Raw genomic sequence first — 16,455 nt, forward strand, 5'->3', positions numbered from 1 at the left:
GTGTTCCGTCGGGACGGTCGTCAGGCCGCCGACGCCGCGCCGTTCTCGTGGTTGTTGTCGTCCTCCGGGAGCTTGCACACGCGTTCCAGGAAGATGGCCGCCGCTATCACCGCGATGCCTGCCAGGACCGAGAAGCCGGCGTAGATGGCCTGGTCACGGCGGGCGGGGATGTCGAGGGACTCCAGAAGGAAGACGCCCGTGCCGCCGTACATGCCGGAGACGAGGGCGGCCACCAGGGCGCTCGCCTGGCCGAAGACGACCGCGCGGGCGGCCATCAGGGGGTCGACGCCCTTGGCCTCGGGGCGGCGCTCGCGCTGGGCCTTGAGGCGGGCGCGCAAAGAGAGCGCCGTCGCCAGCAGGACCACGGCGATCAGCGCGAGGACGATCGGGGCGGCCAGCGGGACGCTGGGGAGGGTCCCGATCGAGTTCCACAGGCGGGCCCCCGCCCAGGACAGGATCGCGGCCACGACGAACACGCCGGCCAGCACCCTGATGCGCAGCTCTCTCACGGTGTCCCTTCAACTCCCCCGAGCCCGCGGGCGTGAACATCACGCGGGCAGTGGTCTTCTCGGCCTCTCTTCCTGACCTTAACGACTAGTCGGGCAGGTGGAGTTCCAGGTCCTGGCGGGCCGCGACACCTTCGCGGGTGAGGGTGTCGAGGAGGGCGGCGACAGTGCCCCGGCCGGGCAGTTGGGCTTCGGGCTCCACGTCGTGCCAGGGGGCCAGGACGAAGGCACGTTCGTGCGCGCGGGGGTGGGGGAGCGTGAGGTGCGGGTCGTCGTCGACGACGTCCGCGTAGGCGACGATGTCGACGTCCAGCGTGCGTGCGCCCCAGCGTTCCTCCCGTACCCGGTGGAAGGCCTCCTCGACGGCGTGGGCGCGCTCCAGGAGGGAGGACGGCGGGAGGGTCGTCTTCAACAGGACCACCGCGTTGAAGTACGACGGCTGGCTGCCGGGCTCGACGCCCCACGGCTCGGTCTCGTACACCGGCGAGACGGCCTTGATGCGGACGCCGGGGGTGTCCTCGAGGGCGTCGATGGCTCCCTGGAGGGTCTCCAGGCGGTTGCCGAGGTTGGAGCCGAGGGCGATCACGGCCCGTTTGGGGTTGTGCAGGGTGGTGTCGGCGGCGTCGACCTTCTCGACGACGGAGGCGGGTACCGGCTGTACGGTCGGGTCGCTCTGACCCTCGGTGAAGGATGCGGTCATACTCGGCTCCGGGTGATGGTGACGGTCACGTCGTCGAAGGGCACGGTGATCGGTGCGTCCGGTTTGTGGACGCAGACCTCGACCTCCTCTACCCCCTCGTGCTTCAGACAGGCCTGGGCGATGCGCTCGGCGAGCGTCTCGATGAGGTCGACGGGCTCGCCCTGGACGACGGCCACGACCTCCTCCGCCACGATGCCGTAGTGCACGGTCTTCGCCAGGTCGTCGTCGGCCGCGGCCGGTCGGGTGTCCAGGCCCAGGACGAGGTCCACGATGAAGGTCTGGCCCTCCTCGCGTTCCTTGGGGAACACGCCGTGGTACCCACGGGCCTTGAGGCCGCGCAGCGCGACACGATCCACGCGAATCACTCCTGCAATCGTCGGTTTTCGGCCGGTGCGTACCGGGTGCGGACGGCACCCCGGCCTGTAACGAATCTACCTGCGAGCACTGACAGCCCCGGCCCCGACCGCGGTGGCCCGGATCGGAGCCGGGAGTTTTCACCGGGCGTTTCCCTTGGGGAACCCGGCGGCTCACGGGTTGGTAGCCGCCCCTACCCACGGGTTCGTGATTCCAACCACTTCTTGCTCCCGGTGGGCTCAGGACGAAGGGTTCTCGTCCTCGGCGTCCTCGGACGCATCGGTTTCGGCCAGCACCGGGGAGGCGTGGTGCGACCACAGCTTCCAGCCCTGAGCGGTGCGCCGGAACACGTTCGTGGCGACCACCAGCTGGCCGACGAGCGGGCCGAGCTCCTCGCCGTCGTCCGGCGCGGGGCCGCCGCTGAGGATGTTCTCGGTGCAGGTCACCAGCGCGGTGTCGCCGGTGACGGAGACATGCACGTCGGTGAGGAAGAACTGGATGTAGTCGGTGTTCGCCATGATCAGCGCGTACGACCTGAGGACCTCGCCCCGGCCGGTGAGCACCGGCCAGCCGGGGTGCACGCACGAGACCACGCCGACGTCCGCCGGGTCGTGGTACGTCTCGTCCACGCCCAGGTCGGCGGGGGTGAGCCAGTGGGAGGACACCCCTTCGAAGTCGCCCTGCTCCAGTGCCTCGTAGAAGGAGGTGTTGGCGGCCTCGACCTGCTCGACGTCGGTGTGGGGGGCGCTCACCGGGCTCCTTCCGCGCGGGGGGTCTCGGTCGCGATCCGCGTGTCGCCCGGCCTGTCGGTCCCTTCGCGCGCCCACTCCACGGCGCGGGCGACCCGTACCGCGTCCGCCGTCGCGCGGACCTCGTGCACACGGACCGCCCAGGCGCCCGCCTGCGCCGCGAGGGCGGAGACGGCGGCCGTGGCGGCGTCGCGCTCGCGTGCCGGCGGCGGTGCGCCCTTCGGGTCGGCCAGAACGCGGCCGAGAAAGCGCTTGCGCGAAGCGGCGACGAGCAGAGGGTGCCCGAGGGAGTGCAGCCGGTCGAGGTGGGCCAGCAGATGGAGGTCGTGGTCGGCCTCCTTGCTGAAGCCGAGGCCCGGGTCGACGACGATGCGGTCGGGGGAGATGCCGCCGGCCAGGACGGCGTCCACGCGCGCGTGGAGTTCGTCCACGACTTCGGCGACCACATCGGCGTAGACGCCCTTGACGTTGCCGCCTTCGAGGAAGCCGCGCCAGTGCATGACGACGAAGGGGGCGCCCGAGTCCGCGACGGCCGGGATCATCGCCGGGTCGGCGAGGCCGCCGCTGACGTCGTTGACGAGGGCGGCGCCGGCCGCGAGGGACTGGGTGGCGACGGAGGCGCGCATCGTGTCGACGGAGACGACGACGCCTTCGGAGGCGAGCCCGCGGACGACGGGGATGACCCGGCGCAGCTCCTCGGCCTCGTCGACACGGGTGGCGCCGGGGCGGGTGGACTCGCCGCCGACGTCAACCAGGTCCGCGCCCTCGGCGACGAGCTGAAGGCCGTGTTTGACGGCGGCCGTCGTGTCGAACCAGCGGCCGCCGTCGGAGAAGGAGTCGGGGGTCACGTTGACGACCCCCATGACCGCGCAGCGGTCCCATTCCGGAAGGCCGACGACGCGCCCGCGTCCGCTCTGCTTGCTCATACGTTCAGCGTAGGCCCCGGACGGAGCCGAGCCGTGGTGCGGCCCGGGCGGAAGCCCCAGGGCTGGGGGGCTGGGCTTCCGCCCGGACCGGTCTCGGCGGCCCGGGTCCGGCCTCTGCCGGACCGGCACGGCCGCGGCTATGCCGCCCGTACGTCGCGCTCCGCCACGGCGTGCGCACACGCGCGTGCCGGCTTGGAGCGACGGCGCAGGAAGCGGGGCATAGGCAGAGCGAGGTTGACGAAGCCCTCGGCCTGCATGGCGGCGAAGCCGATGCGGGGGAGGTCGCCGGAGGCCCGGTAGACCACGAAGCGGGGCTCCCAGCGGGGCTGGAACTTGGCGTTGAACTTGTACAGCGACTCGATCTGGAACCAGCGCGAGAGGAACACGAGCAGTCCGCGCCAGGCGCGCAGCACCGGGCCGGCGCCGATCTTCTCGCCGCGGGCCAGCGCCGAGCGGAACATGGCGAAGTTCAGCGACACGCGCGCGATGCCGAACTTCGGGGCGGCCTGGAGGGCGGCGACGATCAGCAGTTCGTTCATGCCCGGGTCGGCCGAGCGGTCCCGGCGCATCAGGTCCAGGGAGGCGCCGTCCGGGCCCCAGGGCACGAAGTGCAGGATGGCCTTCAGATCGCCGTACTCGCCGGGCTCGGGGTCGGCCTTGTGGGCGGTGGCGATGAGGCAGTCCCCGTCGGCGGCGTCGCCGACGCGGCCCAGGGCCATCGAGAAGCCGCGCTCGGTGTCGGTGCCGCGCCAGTCCTCCGCGGCCCGCCGGATGCGCTCCAGTTCGGCGTCGCCGAGGTCACGGACGCGCCGTACCCGGGTCTCGTAACCGGCGCGTTCGATGCGCTTGACCATCTGGCGCACGTTGCGCATCGCGCGGCCGGCGAGGGAGAAATCCGCTACGTCCACCACCGCCTCGTCGCCCAGTTCGAGGGCGTCCAGGCCGGTCTCCCGGGTCCAGACCTCGCCGCCCGTCTCCGAGCAGCCCATGACGGCGGGCGTCCAGGAGTGGGCCTTGGCCTCGTCCATGAAGCGTTCGATGGCGCCGGGCCAGGCCTCGACGTCGCCGATGGGGTCGCCGCTGGCGAGCATCACGCCGGAGACGACGCGGTAGGTCACCGCCGCCTTGCCGCTGGGGGAGAAGACGACGGCCTTGTCGCGGCGCAGCGCGAAGTGGCCGAGGGAGTCGCGGCGGCCGTGCTTGTCCAGCAGGGCGCGCAGCCGGGTCTCGTCCTCCTCGGTGAGGCGGGCGGCCGGATGCTCGGGGCGGAAGGCGAGGTAGATCGTGGTGACCGCGGTGATCCAGCCGAGTGCGCCCAGGGAGAAGGCGACGGTCCAGGACGTGTTGCCCGCGTAGTCGACCGGGCCCTCGAAGCCGAAGAGGCCGTACAGGACGTGCGTAATGCGATCGGCCAGGCTCGGGTCGCCGATCAGGCGGTTCGGGTGGACGCTGACGATGACCAGTCCGAGACCGAGGGAACCGGCGCCCATGAGGACGAAGTTGGCGAGCGCGCGCCAGCGGCTGCGCGGGTCGGGCAGCGCGGCGAACTGGTCGCGGTGCACCAGCAGTGGCACCAGGATCGCGACCGAGATGAGCGCGCCCACGACCGAGTGCCGGTACACGAACTGCGCCAGCGCGCCCGCCGGGAGCAGCACCACCGCGGCCCGCCACGCGCGCCGCTTGCTTCGCCTGAGGCCGTGCGCGAGCAGCAGCAACAGGACGCCGGCGCTGAGCGACAGTGCGGCCGCGAACGGCCCGAACGCACCGGGCAGCACCTCGGCGACGGTGTGCATACGGCTGTGCCGGAACCGCGGGAAGACGCCCGCGGCGACATCGAGCAGGCCCACGAGGGCACAGGCCCTGGCGACCAGGGCGGGAACGGACTCAGGGCGCGGACCTCGCACTATCCGCCGCACCCGGCTTGATCCGCGCGGAACCCCGCCCGACATTTCCGCATCTTCCGTGACAGACATCGCATCCCGTAGTTCCGCGAGAGACCTTGGATCCGGTGCCGATTCGGGCATCCGGCGACATTGCGCCCTCTAGGACGGTGTCTTGGGGACTGAGGTTCACTCAGCTCCTCAAAGCCACTGAAAAGGCGAAGGAAAGTCCGGGACAAGCCCTCGCGAAGGAGTCGGGGGAGCGGGCCGGGATCCCGGACGGAGAGCAGGCAGGAAACCAACGCATGGGTCTCACGAGCAACAAAGTGCTGCTGCTGTCAGTGCTGTTCGCCTTACTGCTGTTCTTCGGCACGGTCTGGCTGTGGCCGCGGCTGGCCAAGCGCGGCTGGCGGGCCGTCAGCGGGCGGATCGGGCTGCTGCTCGCCACCCAGTTGGCACTCTTCGCGTCCATAGGCCTCTCCGCCAATCAGGCGTTCGGTTTCTACGCCAGCTGGGCGGACCTGTTCGGTCAGGAGACGGACCAGGGCGTGGTCGTCGACCATGCGGCGGGCGGCGCCCCGGCGGGGCCGCTCCAGGTGGTCGACACGCGGCGCGTGGACGGCGGCGCCGGCGGGCGGCCGCAGATCGGCGGCCAGATCCAGAAGATCGCCGTCCAGGGGCGTACGACGCACATCGCCACGCCCGCGTACGTGTACCTGCCGCCGGAGTACTTCGCCCCGGAGTACCGCACGCGCACGTTCCCGGCGGCCGTAGTCCTCACGGGCTACCCCGGTACGGCAGAGGCGTTGGTCGACAAGCTGAACTACCCGCGCACCGCGCGGCAGCTCGCCAAGGACGGCCGCATGCAGCCGATGATCCTGGTGATGATGCGGCCGACCGTGGCGCCGCCGCGGGACACGGAGTGCGTGGACATCCCGGGCGGCCCGCAGACCGAGTCGTTCTTCGCCAAGGACCTGCCGGACGCCGTGACGGCCCACTACAGGGTCGGCAAGAAGCCCGGCAGCTGGGGCATCATCGGGGACTCCACGGGCGGCTACTGCGCGCTGAAGCTGGCGATGCACCATCCGGAGGTCTATGCGGCGGGCGCGGGTCTGTCGGCCTACTACAAGGCGCCGATCGACCCGACCACGGGAGACCTCTTCCAAGGGAACAAGGAGCTGCGCAATGAGGCGGATCTGCTCTGGTATCTGAAGAACCGTTCAGCCCCCAAGACCTCGCTGCTCGTCACCAGCAGCAAGGAGGGCGAATCCAACTACAAGGCCACGCTGAAGTTCATAGGGCTGGCGAAGGCGACGGGCCGGACGAGGATCTCGTCGATCATCCTGGAAAGCGGCGGGCACAACTTCAACACCTGGCGGCGGGAGATCCCGCCGACGCTGGAGTGGGTCAGTGGGCGGCTGAGCGACCGGTGAGGGCCGCGGTCCTCCCGACCCGGCGCCCCCGCCCGGAAATGATCTTGCCTCTTGTCGAATTCGGCGACCGCCCGGTTTCCTGATGCCATGTGAAGGCTTCGGTATGACTGTGTTTTTGCGGGGCGGGGCGCCAACAATCGCCTACGCGCGGTAAGTTTCTGGCCATGCCACGTGGACGTCACCGCCATTCCCCGCCTTTGCACAGGCTGCTGCCTCCCACGGCGATCGCAGGCGTTTCCCTTGTCTGCGCCCTCGGCCCCTGGGTGTTCACGGAGCAGACGCCGCTCCGAGTTCTGGCCGCGGCCGCCGCGGCGACGGCTGTCATCGGCGCGGTCGTGATGCGCCGCTGGGACATTCAGGCAGGCAAACAGGTCGCCGACCTCACACGCGCGCGTGCCGGTGACGAGTGGCGCTTCGAGGAACGCGTCGCCGAGCTGGAGAGCGACCTCGACGAATCGCGTGAGCTGCGGGTCAAACTGGAGCAGCGGCTGAGGGCCAAGCGCGCCGAACTGGCGGGCCTGCGCAACGAGCACGCCGCGCTGCTGCGCCGCTACGCCACCGCGGAGACCGAGCGTGCCACCGCCCTGGAGGGCCGCCGTCTCCTCGAGATAGAGGCGGCGCCCACACCGGCGCTGCCGGCCGCCCGCGCTGCGCAGGACGACGCTCAGGCGCTGGATGAAGCCCAGGCGCTGGACGAGGCCCAGGAGGCGGCCGAGGCCCAGGAGGCAGCCGAGTCGACCGAGTCCGTCGTCGAGTCCGGTGAGACGGACGAGTCCGCCAAGTCCGTCGAATCTGCCAAGTCCGTCGAGTCGGCCGACGAGGAGCCGAAGGCTCCGGCGGCCTTCTCCCCCGAGGGGTCCAAGCTGTTCCTGCGGGCGCAGGCGGCCCTCGCGCGGTTCGACGTCGACGGCGTCAAGACGGCGAAGAGCGACGGCCCTGCCGACGCCGAGGCGGAGGCCGCACAGGAGGACGAAGTACGGGGGAAGCCCGAGGCGGTCGACGAGCACGCGCGCGCGGCCGCCCCCCACCAGGCCGTCGAGGACGACGAGACCCCGCAGGACACGAGCCCGGCGAACGAGGTCCCCACCGCGGAGGCCGACGACGTGGAAGCGGACGTTCCGGAGGCGGTCCCGACCACCGCGAAGGCGGACGACGCCGACGCCGAGACCGTGCGGCCCGAGCCGCCACTGGACCCAGGCCCCGGTGGCGGCGCCCCGGTCACCGCACCCGCTCCCGCCGCCGCCCAGGCCGCGGCGCTCGTCCGCCGTCCCGCCGCTCCCGCGCAGCGGCCCTCCGGCCATTTCGCCGTGCCGACGGCCGTCGCCTACGTACCGGCCGCGCAGCCCCTGCGGCGGCCGACGGCCGAGGGCGGGTTCGACTTCTTCGGCACGAAGAGCGAGTCGACGTCCGAGGCCCTGGAGGCGGTGCAGAACGAGGACCTCGCCGACGTCGTCGGCCAGGAGGCCCTCGCGCTGCACAAGGCGGAGTCCGAGGCGGAGTTCAAGCCGCTGGACGAGGCGTCGCGCGGGGTGGGCCAGGTCATCGACCTGACCGCCCACGACGAGACCGAGCAGATCGACCTCCAGGGGCTGCGCAGCGCCGTCTCCTGACGCGCTACGCCATCCACCGGTCGGGCCGGGCGTCCAGGCGCCCGGTCCTCGACCGCTCCGCCTGCCCCCGGAGCAGCTCCGCGGCCTCCTGTGCGTCCCGCAGCCGGGCTGTGACGGTCTTTCCGGCCCCCGTGTCCACATGGACGTCCGCGAGGCGCCAGAGGCGCTGCCAGGGCCCCTGCGTCAGCCGTACGCTCTGCACCTTCGCGTGCGGCACGAGCGACAGCCTCCGCCGCAGCAGTCCGTGCCGGGAGGCGAACACGGCGTCCGTGACGGCGATTCCGTAGCCCCGCCACCACACCGGCACACACCGCCCGGCCCGGCGCGGCGGACGCGACAGCGAGGCCTCGGCCGGGACGGTCACCCCGGGCAGCACGCGCGCGACGACGCCCTCCGCGGCCTCGCGCGGGGCGACCGGCACGAGAACCGAGTTCGCGGAGCCGGCGACGTCCAGCTCGACGCGTACCCAGCCGAGCCGGCGCCACAGCAGCGGCTGGACGATCCGCACGGTCTGCACCCGGCCGGGCGGCACCGTCTCGTGCGTACGGTCCAGCAGCCCGTGGTCGATCCGCAGCCCGTCCGGCGACTCGCCCACCGTCCAGTCGTACTCGCCGACGAACCGTCCCACGCTGCTCGCGCCCGCCGCGCCGAGCAGCGGCACGCCGGTCGCCAGAACCGTCCACACGCTGTGGGTGGCCAGCCACAGCACCGGCGGCACGACGAGCGCGGCGGCGAGTGCGCCCCAGGTCGCGCCGGTCAGCGCCAACGCGAGCGCGAGCTTGCGCGCCGGTACGCGCAACAGCTCGCGCGCGGGCGCTTCGCCGACCTCGTGCGCCGTCTCCGGGGCGAAACCGGCCGCCCGCGCGAGCAGCTCCGCCCGCAGCGAGCGGGCCTCTTCCTCGCCCAGGAAGGCGAGTTCGTCCTTCTTCTCGACGCCGACCACGTCGAGCCGGAGCTTGGCGACGCCCGCGATCCGGGCCAGCAGCGGCTGACCGACGTCGATCGCCTGGATGCGTTCCAGCCGGATGTGAGCGGTGCGCCGGAACAGCAGCCCGGTCCGGATGCGCAGCTCGCTGTCCGTCACGGCGAAGTGGGTGAACCACCAGGTCAGAAAGCCGTAGAGGGAGGCCGCGGGGACGACGACGGCGAGCGCGATCAGCAGGGTGGTCGTGGTCAGTCGGGTCAGCTGTTCCTGCGCCTGGTTCGGGTCGTGGACGGCCCACCCGACGAGGACGGCGATGGGCGCCCACGCCCGCCGGAACGGCGTCACGGGGTGCAGCCGACGCTCGGCGATCAGCCGCTGCGGACGGGCGGCGGGCGCCTCGGGCCCGACTTCAGGCGCCTCCGGCACGTCCGGTACGCCGTCCTCGACGCCCGGCGTGGTCACAGCCCCGCCGATCGGGCCTCGCCGAGTTCGGTGAGCCGGTCGCGCAGCCGTTCCGCCTCGGCCGGGTCGAGGCCCGGGATGGTCGCGTCGGTCGCGGCGGCCGCGGTGTGCAGCTGGACGCTCGCCAACCCGAAGTGGCGCTCCACGGGACCGGAGGCGACCTCGACGAGCTGCATGCGCCCGTACGGCACGACGGTCTCCTCGCGCCACAGCACGCCCCGGCTGATCAGCAGGTCGTCGGCGCGCTCGGCGTACCGCCAGGAGCGCCAGTTGCGGCCGAGCAGCACCCAGCCCCAGCCGATGCCGGCCAGCGGCAGCAGCGCGAACGCGGCCCACGCGGGGCCGACCAGCAGGCCGAGCAGCAGCCCGGTGCCGACGGCCGCCAGCCCCAGCCACACCACCAGCAACAGTCGCCGCATCCGCAGCAGTCCTGGCGGCAGCCCCGTCCACACCGGTTCGGCCCCTGCCGTCTCCGCGCCCGCCGGGCTCCCCGTTTCCATACGGCCAGCGTACGTAGGAGAGACTGTTGCCCATGACTCCTATGACGGAGACCACGGTCGGGATCGGCGGTGCCGCGGAGAGCACCGACATGGTGCTCAACATCGGCCCCCAGCATCCCTCGACGCACGGCGTGCTGCGGCTGCGGCTCGTCCTGGACGGCGAGCGCATCCGGCACGCGGAGCCGGTGATCGGCTATATGCACCGCGGCGCGGAGAAGTTGTTCGAGGCGCGCGACTACCGGCAGATCGTCATGCTGGCCAACCGTCACGACTGGCTGTCGGCGTTCTCCAACGAGCTGGGCGTGGTCCTCGCGGTGGAGCGGATGCTCGGCATGGAGGTCCCCCCGCGCGCGGTGTGGACCCGCACGCTGCTCGCCGAGCTGAACCGGGTGCTCAACCACCTGATGTTCCTGGGGTCCTACCCCCTGGAGCTGGGCGGCATCACGCCGGTCTTCTACGCCTTCCGTGAGCGCGAGGTGCTCCAGAACGTCATGGAGGAGGTCTCCGGCGGGCGCATGCACTACATGTTCAACCGCGTCGGTGGCCTCAAGGAGGACCTGCCGGCCGGATGGTCCACGCGTGCGCGTGCCGCCGTCGCCGCCGTGCGCTCCCGCATGGACGTCTTCGACGACCTCGTGCTCGGCAACGAGATCTTCCGGGGCCGCACGCGGGACGTGGGCACCCTCGCACCGGAGCACGTCCACGCGTACGGCGTGAGCGGGCCGATCGCGCGCGGCTCGGGCGTCGACTTCGACCTGCGCCGGGACGAGCCCTATCTGGCATACGGGGAGCTGCAGGACACCCTGAAGGTGGTGACCCGGACCGAGGGTGACTGCCTCGCCCGCTTCGAGTGCCTCCTGGAGCAGACGCACAACGCGCTCGACCTCGCGGACGCCTGTCTGGACCGCCTCGTGGACCTGCCGCCCGGCCCGATCAACCAGCGGCTCCCGAAGGTCCTCAAGGCGCCCGAGGGGCACACGTACGCGTGGACCGAGAACCCTCTCGGCATCAACGGCTACTACCTCGTCAGCAAGGGCGAGAAGACGCCGTACCGGCTCAAGCTGCGCTCGGCGTCGTACAACAACATCCAGGCGCTCACCGAACTGCTGCCGGGCACACTCGTCGCGGACATGGTGGCGATCCTGGGCTCGATGTTCTTCGTGGTGGGGGACATCGACAAGTAGGCGTCACGGGTCGGCGTCGGCGAGCGGGTCCGCGATTCCCACCGGCTGGAGCAGCCAGCCGAAGTCGCCCAGTCCGCCCGGCGCGGTGAGCTCGGCGGCCTCCCCGGCGCTCGCGAGGGCGCGTACGTAACCGGTGGGGTCCGTGGAGGCGAGCGCGAGCGGGGGGCGTGCGCCCGCGATGCCCAGGGCGCGCAGAGCGGTGCGCTGGGTGAGCAGGCGCGCGGGCAGGCCCGGCTCGCCCGCCGCCGTTTCACCCGCCTCCGCGCACGCGTCCAGCGCGACGTGGGCCGTGATGTCGCAGGTCCCGTCCGGCACGGGCGCCGTCTCGCGCCCCTCCCGGAAGCCGGTGAGCGTTCCGAAAGGGGGGCGCGCGTCCGCCGAGTGCGCGTAGTCCACCGCGACCGCGAGCCCCCGTACGACGCACGCCACGGCGGACGCCCACGCGGTGTCCCGGGGGAGTCCGATCTCCGCCCGCAGCCCCTCCTCGGCCGCCAGCGGCCACCACCGCGCGAGCCACTGCGCCTGTGCGCCCGACACCGGCTCCCCGGGCCGCTCGGCCCCGTCGTCGCGGACGAGCAGCAGCCGAGCCACCCCCGTGGAGTCGACCTCCACGACCTCGACGGGGACGTTGTCGAGCCACTCGTTGGCGAACAGCAGCCCGGTGATCTCTCGCGGAGGCTCGGACAGCCACTCGATCCGGTGAGCGAGGCCCTCGGGGCGGTCGGCGATCTCGACGGCGCACGCGCGTGTGCGTGCGGCCACGTCGGCGGGCAGCGCGGCCAGGACAGCGGTGACCAGTTCGCCCCGGCCGGCGGCCATGTCGACGAAGTCGAGCGACGCAGGCCGGCCCAGAGCCTCGTCGACCCGGCACAGCAGCCGGGCCACGGCCGCGGCGAACAGCGGCGAGGCGTGCACGGACGTACGGAAGTGCCCGGCCGGGCCCTCGGCCCGCCGGTAGAAGCCGCCTGTGCCGCCTGCGTCGGCCGTGCCGCCTGCGTCGGCCGTGCCGCCTGTGCCGCCTGTGCCGCCTGCGTCGGCCGTGCCGCCTGTGCCGCCTGTGCCGGCCGTCCCGGCCGTGTCGCCCGTCCCGTACAGCGCGGACTGTGTCGCCGCTCGCCAACCGCGCCATTCGCCCGAGCCGGTCATCTCGTCCACCACCCGGCCAGACTAGGCGTACAGGTGATCACGGCATCCACCTTGCGGAGTACACGCGCCCGAACCGGATCGGTCCTCCGGTTGACCCGTGCACACATCCGGCTTCCCTACGCTGGGTTACGTGCAGCGCCTCTATGACTTCCTCCGCAGACACCCGACAGGGGTGGACGGCTTCTGGGCCCTTGTCCTGTTCGGGATCTCCGCGGCTGCCGGAACCGCCGGTCAGGACCGCGGCGGCACCGACTCCATGGCGCTGCTGGTGCCGATCGTGTTCCTGTTGTGCCTGGTCATCGCATTGCGTCGGCGTATGCCCGAGCAGATGCTCGTGCTCGCCGCCGCGCTCGGACTGGCTCAGCTGGTGCTGAACGTCGGCGTCACGGCGGCCGACTTCGCCCTGCTGGTGATCGTCTACACCGTCGCCGCGACCGGCGCCCGTTGGGCCTCCCGGCTCGCACTGGTCATGGCCCTGGGTGCGGCCACCCTGGCGCAGCTGCGCTGGCCGCACGAGAACTCCAGCGTGCCGGGCCAGGTCGCGGTCATCGTCTTCCAGACGGTGCCGTTCGCCCTCGCCTGGGTGCTGGGCGACTCCATTCGCACCCGCCGCGCGTACTTCGCGCAGCTGGAGGAGCGGGCGGCACGCCTGGAGAAGGAGCGCGAGGCGCAGGCGAAGGTCGCCGTGGCCGCCGAGCGGGCCCGCATCGCGCGCGAGCTGCACGACGTCGTCGCGCACAACGTGTCGGTGATGGTGGTGCAGGCCGACGGTGCCGCCTATGTCCTCGACGCGGCGCCCGACCAGGCGAAGAAGGCCCTGGAGACGATCTCCTCCACCGGCCGCCAGGCGCTGGCCGAGATGCGCCGTCTGCTGGGCGTGCTGCGCACCGGTGAGCACCAGGAGGGCGGCGAGTACGTGCCGCAGCCGGACGTCGAACAGATCGAAGACCTCGTCGAGCAGTGCCGCGGCTCGGGCCTGCCGGTGGACTTCAAGGTCGAGGGCACTGCGCGGCCGCTGCCCAGCGGTGTCGAGCTGACGGCGTACCGCATCGTGCAGGAGGCGTTGACGAACACGCGCAAGCACGGCGGACCGAACGCGGGCGCGAGCGTGCGCCTGGTCTACTTCGACGACGGCCTCGGCCTGCTCGTCGAGGACGACGGCAAGGGCGCCCCGCACGAGCTGTACGAGGAGGGCGGCGCCGACGGCGCGGGCCACGGGCTGATCGGCATGCGCGAGCGGGTCGGCATGGTGGGCGGCACCCTGGACGCGGGCCCGCGCCCCGGCGGAGGATTCCGCATCAGCGCCCTGCTCCCGCTCAAACCCGCGCACTGACGCCGACGCACGCCCCCTGTTGACACCTGTCACGCCCCCAAGAATCACTCGAACAACCATCCGAACGACTACTTGAACGACTTGAACCACCTGAAGCCCCTGAACCACCTGAACCATTTGACGGAAACAGAAGAGACGGAAGAGGACTCGATGGCGATCCGCGTGATGCTCGTCGACGACCAGGTGCTGCTGCGCACCGGGTTCCGGATGGTGCTCGCCGCCCAGCCGGACATGGAGGTCGTGGCGGAGGCGGGCGACGGTGTCGAGGCCCTGCAGGTGGTGCGTTCCACGGAGGTCGACGTCGTGCTGATGGACGTCCGTATGCCGAAGCTGGACGGCGTGGAGGCCACCCGGCGCATCTGCGCGGAGCCCGACGCGCCGAAGGTGCTGATCCTGACCACCTTCGACCTGGACGAGTACGCGTTCTCCGGGCTGAAGGCGGGCGCCTCCGGCTTCATGCTGAAGGACGTCCCGCCGGGCGAGCTCCTCGCCGCCATCCGCTCCGTGCACAGCGGCGACGCGGTGGTCGCCCCGTCCACCACCCGCCGACTCCTCGACCGGTTCGCGCCGATGCTGCCCGCCACCGGCAAGGAGGCCCAGCACAAGGAGCTGGAGCGGCTCACGGAGCGGGAACGCGAGGTCATGGTGCTGGTCGCCCAGGGACTGTCCAACGGGGAGATCGCGGCCCGGCTGGTGCTGTCCGAGGCGACCGTCAAGACCCACGTGGGCCGCATCCTGACCAAGCTGGGGCTGCGCGACCGCGTCCAGGTGGTGGTCCTGGCGTACGAGACGGGGCTCGTGCGGGCAGGCGGCCGCTGACCGACGTCACTGACCGGCGGACATTGACCGGGGGCCACCGACCGGCGACCGCTCCACTAGGGTCTGCGCATGCTCCTGTGGATCAACGGCCCTTTCGGGGGCGGCAAGACACAGACCGCACACGAGATACAGCGCCGTCTGCCCGGCAGTGTCGTCTGCGACCCCGAGCACGCCGGCTTCGGCCTGCGCCGCATGCTGCCGCCCGACCTTCGGGGGGACTTCCAGGACCTGACCTCCTGGCGACAGGGTGTCGTCGAGGTCCTCGACCTGGCGCTCGACAAACGCGACGGCGTGGTCATCGTGCCCATGACCGTGACCGATCCCGGGTACTTCGGGGAGACCGTCGGCATGCTGCGCGAACTCGGCCACGACGTACACCACTTCACGCTCCTCGCCGAACGCGAGACGGTGGTGAGGCGGCTGCGTGAGCGGGGCCTGGGGCACCTCCTCGGGTTCGTCGCCGGAAAGGGCGCGGGGCTGCGCCGGGAGAGCTGGGCCGTCCAGAAGCTCGACCACTGCCTCGAACGGCTGAGCGAGCCGGAGTTCGCCGAGCATCTGTGGACGGATCACTCGACCGTGCCGAAGACGGCCGACCGCATCGCCGTCCTCGCCGGGCTGACGCTCAGGCCCAACACCGAGGGCGCGTTGCGGACGAGGCTGCGGCAGGCCGGGGTCGGCCTGAAGCACATCCGCTTCGACTGACCCCTTGGAGCTCCTGCCGGGCTTACCGGGCTTACCGCGCCTACAGGGCCTGCGGGCCCTGTAGGGCCTAGCGGAGTATCCCTTCCAGGAAGTCGCTGCCCAGCCGGGCCACCACCGTCACGTCGAGCTGGTGCAGCACGTACCGGCCGCGCCGGCGGGTGGTGAGCAGGCCCGCCTTCTTCAGGACGGCGAGGTGCCGGGATATCTCGGGGGCCGTCATGCCCTGGGCCTGGGCCAGCTCGGTCGTCGTGTACGCGCTGCGGGCCAGCAGGCGGCAGATCCGCATCCGGACGGGATGGGACAGCGCGGTCATCCGTAGCGTCAGCTGCTCCACCGAGGGCGGCGAGGCCAGCTCCGGAGAGCCGACCGGGTAGTGCAGCACGGGCTGCCAGCCGTGCCGGTACAGCACCATCAGGTGCGGCCAGCCGAGGCTCGTCGGCACGAGCAGCAGGCCGCCGTCCCCGGTGGTGGTTCGGGCCTGGACCAGCTTGTCGACGGTGATGCGCGCCCCGGCCTCGTCGAGCGTGACAGCCGGGGACATCGCGGCGAGCGTCTCGGCCAGGCCCTTGTGACGCAGCAGGTCCGTCTTGTGACGGGCGTCGGCGGCGAGCGGGATGCGTACCCGGGCCCAGACATCGGCGAAGAACGCCTCGTCGCAGTCCTCCAGGAACTGCCTGAGCCAGGCACGCACGCGTGGTGGGTCGTCGAGCAGCCGTTGGGTGAACCGCACCTGGCGCGGCCCGCGCGCGGCGGCCAGTTCGAAGGCGCGGCGGCGCAGTTCCGGGTCGGCGAGGACGTGATTGCTCGGCAGTTCGTACCCGGAAGAGCAGGTGAACTCCAGGGACAGGTCCACGAACTGCTCGTCCGTCAGCTTGTCGATGAGGTCGAGCTCCTCGGCGAGCGTGGCCCCGGGGAGCGTGTCTCGGCCCGGGATTCCCGCGTAGGGCAGGAAGACGTCCGAGAACGTCGTCCGCCACAGGAAGTCGGCCTCGCACATCCGGTCGGCCAGATGGGGGTCGAGCCGGGCGGTGACGCCGGTGACCCAGCCCTGGAGGCCGGGATGGTGCCCCGGCTCGGCCAGCGCGTGCAGCGCCGTGCCGAGCTCGGCCAGGGGCGAGGGCACGACGGCGACCCGCTCCGGCCGCAGCCCCGCGATGTCGATGCTCAGGCTCATGTCCTCATGGTGCACCCCGCCACTGACAACGCGATTCCCGATTGACGGCCGC

The 16,455-nt window shown here is 71.9% G+C and carries 16 protein-coding genes; 6 read left to right on the forward strand and 10 right to left on the reverse strand.

Features of this window, described 5'->3' with window-relative positions:
* Nucleotides 1–20 precede the first annotated feature (20 nt).
* The 6 genes from ABZ725_RS12905 to ABZ725_RS12930 all read right to left on the reverse strand — a co-directional run bounded on the left by ABZ725_RS12905 (nucleotide 21) and on the right by ABZ725_RS12930 (nucleotide 5,184).
* Nucleotides 21–509, reverse strand: a complete 489-nt coding sequence (locus tag ABZ725_RS12905; protein WP_351915430.1) for a DUF3180 domain-containing protein — start codon at nucleotides 507–509, stop codon at nucleotides 21–23.
* 85 nt (nucleotides 510–594) lie between these two features.
* Nucleotides 595–1,206, reverse strand: a complete 612-nt coding sequence (gene folK / locus ABZ725_RS12910) for a 2-amino-4-hydroxy-6-hydroxymethyldihydropteridine diphosphokinase (protein ID WP_358802688.1) — start codon at nucleotides 1,204–1,206, stop codon at nucleotides 595–597.
* Entirely contained in the window at nucleotides 1,203–1,562 is a 360-nt protein-coding gene (gene folB, locus ABZ725_RS12915) for a dihydroneopterin aldolase (RefSeq protein WP_358802689.1), read from the reverse strand. The genes folK and folB overlap by 4 nt, the downstream gene beginning before the upstream one ends.
* Nucleotides 1,563–1,799: 237 nt before the next feature.
* Complete coding sequence (locus ABZ725_RS12920) at nucleotides 1,800–2,312, reverse strand: nuclear transport factor 2 family protein (RefSeq protein ID WP_358802690.1); 513 nt, start codon at nucleotides 2,310–2,312, stop codon at nucleotides 1,800–1,802.
* Nucleotides 2,309–3,235: a dihydropteroate synthase gene (gene folP / locus ABZ725_RS12925; protein ID WP_358802691.1), complete on the reverse strand. Its 927-nt coding sequence runs from the start codon at nucleotides 3,233–3,235 to the stop codon at nucleotides 2,309–2,311. Before folP ends, ABZ725_RS12920 begins: the two co-directional genes overlap by 4 nt.
* 137 nt (nucleotides 3,236–3,372) lie before the next feature.
* Nucleotides 3,373–5,184 carry a phosphatidylglycerol lysyltransferase domain-containing protein gene (locus ABZ725_RS12930; RefSeq protein WP_358802692.1) on the reverse strand — a complete coding sequence of 604 codons (1,812 nt, stop codon included), beginning with the start codon at nucleotides 5,182–5,184 and terminating at the stop codon, nucleotides 3,373–3,375.
* A 236-nt stretch (nucleotides 5,185–5,420) separates the two neighbouring features.
* Between ABZ725_RS12930 and ABZ725_RS12935 the strand changes: the two genes are divergently transcribed.
* Entirely contained in the window at nucleotides 5,421–6,548 is a 1,128-nt protein-coding gene (locus ABZ725_RS12935; RefSeq protein WP_358802693.1) for an alpha/beta hydrolase-fold protein, read from the forward strand.
* Between the two features lie 164 nt (nucleotides 6,549–6,712).
* Nucleotides 6,713–8,158: a hypothetical protein gene (locus tag ABZ725_RS12940; RefSeq protein ID WP_358802694.1), complete on the forward strand. Its 1,446-nt coding sequence runs from the start codon at nucleotides 6,713–6,715 to the stop codon at nucleotides 8,156–8,158.
* Nucleotides 8,159–8,162: 4 nt separating this feature from the next.
* Here ABZ725_RS12940 and ABZ725_RS12945 read toward each other — a convergent pair whose 3' ends face one another.
* Together ABZ725_RS12945 and ABZ725_RS12950 are read right to left on the reverse strand one after the other, a co-directional pair.
* Nucleotides 8,163–9,545: a PH domain-containing protein gene (locus ABZ725_RS12945; protein WP_358802695.1), complete on the reverse strand. Its 1,383-nt coding sequence runs from the start codon at nucleotides 9,543–9,545 to the stop codon at nucleotides 8,163–8,165.
* On the reverse strand, nucleotides 9,542–10,045 hold the full coding sequence (locus tag ABZ725_RS12950; RefSeq protein ID WP_358802696.1) for a PH domain-containing protein: 504 nt from the start codon (nucleotides 10,043–10,045) through the stop codon (nucleotides 9,542–9,544). The genes ABZ725_RS12945 and ABZ725_RS12950 overlap by 4 nt, the downstream gene beginning before the upstream one ends.
* 32 nt (nucleotides 10,046–10,077) lie before the next feature.
* On the opposite strand from ABZ725_RS12950, the gene ABZ725_RS12955 reads away from it, so the two are divergent.
* Nucleotides 10,078–11,229 (forward strand): NADH-quinone oxidoreductase subunit D, encoded by a 1,152-nt coding sequence (locus tag ABZ725_RS12955; protein WP_351916061.1) that lies wholly within the window; start codon nucleotides 10,078–10,080, stop codon nucleotides 11,227–11,229.
* Nucleotides 11,230–11,232: 3 nt separating this feature from the next.
* Here ABZ725_RS12955 and ABZ725_RS12960 read toward each other — a convergent pair whose 3' ends face one another.
* Complete coding sequence (locus tag ABZ725_RS12960) at nucleotides 11,233–12,387, reverse strand: SAM-dependent methyltransferase (protein WP_358802697.1); 1,155 nt, start codon at nucleotides 12,385–12,387, stop codon at nucleotides 11,233–11,235.
* Nucleotides 12,388–12,505: 118 nt separating this feature from the next.
* Between ABZ725_RS12960 and ABZ725_RS12965 the strand changes: the two genes are divergently transcribed.
* The 3 genes from ABZ725_RS12965 (at nucleotide 12,506) to ABZ725_RS12975 (ending at nucleotide 15,229) form a co-directional block, all read left to right on the forward strand.
* The gene (locus ABZ725_RS12965; protein ID WP_358802698.1) at nucleotides 12,506–13,708 is read left to right on the forward strand and encodes a sensor histidine kinase; all 1,203 of its coding nucleotides are present in this window, start codon (nucleotides 12,506–12,508) and stop codon (nucleotides 13,706–13,708) included.
* A gap of 150 nt (nucleotides 13,709–13,858) precedes the next feature.
* Nucleotides 13,859–14,527, forward strand: a complete 669-nt coding sequence (locus ABZ725_RS12970) for a response regulator transcription factor (protein ID WP_351916072.1) — start codon at nucleotides 13,859–13,861, stop codon at nucleotides 14,525–14,527.
* Nucleotides 14,528–14,596: 69 nt separating this feature from the next.
* A complete protein-coding gene (locus ABZ725_RS12975) occupies nucleotides 14,597–15,229 on the forward strand; it encodes an AAA family ATPase (RefSeq protein ID WP_358802699.1) in 633 nt (210 codons plus the stop codon).
* Nucleotides 15,230–15,296: 67 nt separating this feature from the next.
* On the opposite strand, the gene ABZ725_RS12980 is transcribed toward ABZ725_RS12975, so the two are convergent.
* Nucleotides 15,297–16,403 carry a DUF5937 family protein gene (locus ABZ725_RS12980; protein WP_358802700.1) on the reverse strand — a complete coding sequence of 369 codons (1,107 nt, stop codon included), beginning with the start codon at nucleotides 16,401–16,403 and terminating at the stop codon, nucleotides 15,297–15,299.
* Nucleotides 16,404–16,455: the final 52 nt, after the last annotated feature.

This window comes from Streptomyces sp. NPDC006872, assembly GCF_040635845.1.
Taxonomy (GTDB): domain Bacteria; phylum Actinomycetota; class Actinomycetes; order Streptomycetales; family Streptomycetaceae; genus Streptomyces.

Excerpts from the sequence above, each read along its gene's own strand:
- ABZ725_RS12970 (WP_351916072.1), top strand. The coding sequence starts at position 13,859 with ATGGCGATCCGCGTGATGCTCGTCGACGACCAGGTGCTGCTGCGCACC.
- ABZ725_RS12980 (WP_358802700.1), bottom strand. The coding sequence starts at position 16,403 with ATGAGCCTGAGCATCGACATCGCGGGGCTGCGGCCGGAGCGGGTCGCC.
- folP (WP_358802691.1), bottom strand. The coding sequence starts at position 3,235 with ATGAGCAAGCAGAGCGGACGCGGGCGCGTCGTCGGCCTTCCGGAATGG.
- ABZ725_RS12940 (WP_358802694.1), top strand. The coding sequence starts at position 6,713 with ATGCCACGTGGACGTCACCGCCATTCCCCGCCTTTGCACAGGCTGCTG.
- ABZ725_RS12930 (WP_358802692.1), bottom strand. The coding sequence starts at position 5,184 with ATGTCGGGCGGGGTTCCGCGCGGATCAAGCCGGGTGCGGCGGATAGTG.
- ABZ725_RS12975 (WP_358802699.1), top strand. The coding sequence starts at position 14,597 with ATGCTCCTGTGGATCAACGGCCCTTTCGGGGGCGGCAAGACACAGACC.
- ABZ725_RS12935 (WP_358802693.1), top strand. The coding sequence starts at position 5,421 with ATGGGTCTCACGAGCAACAAAGTGCTGCTGCTGTCAGTGCTGTTCGCC.
- ABZ725_RS12955 (WP_351916061.1), top strand. The coding sequence starts at position 10,078 with ATGACTCCTATGACGGAGACCACGGTCGGGATCGGCGGTGCCGCGGAG.
- ABZ725_RS12950 (WP_358802696.1), bottom strand. The coding sequence starts at position 10,045 with ATGGAAACGGGGAGCCCGGCGGGCGCGGAGACGGCAGGGGCCGAACCG.
- folK (WP_358802688.1), bottom strand. The coding sequence starts at position 1,206 with ATGACCGCATCCTTCACCGAGGGTCAGAGCGACCCGACCGTACAGCCG.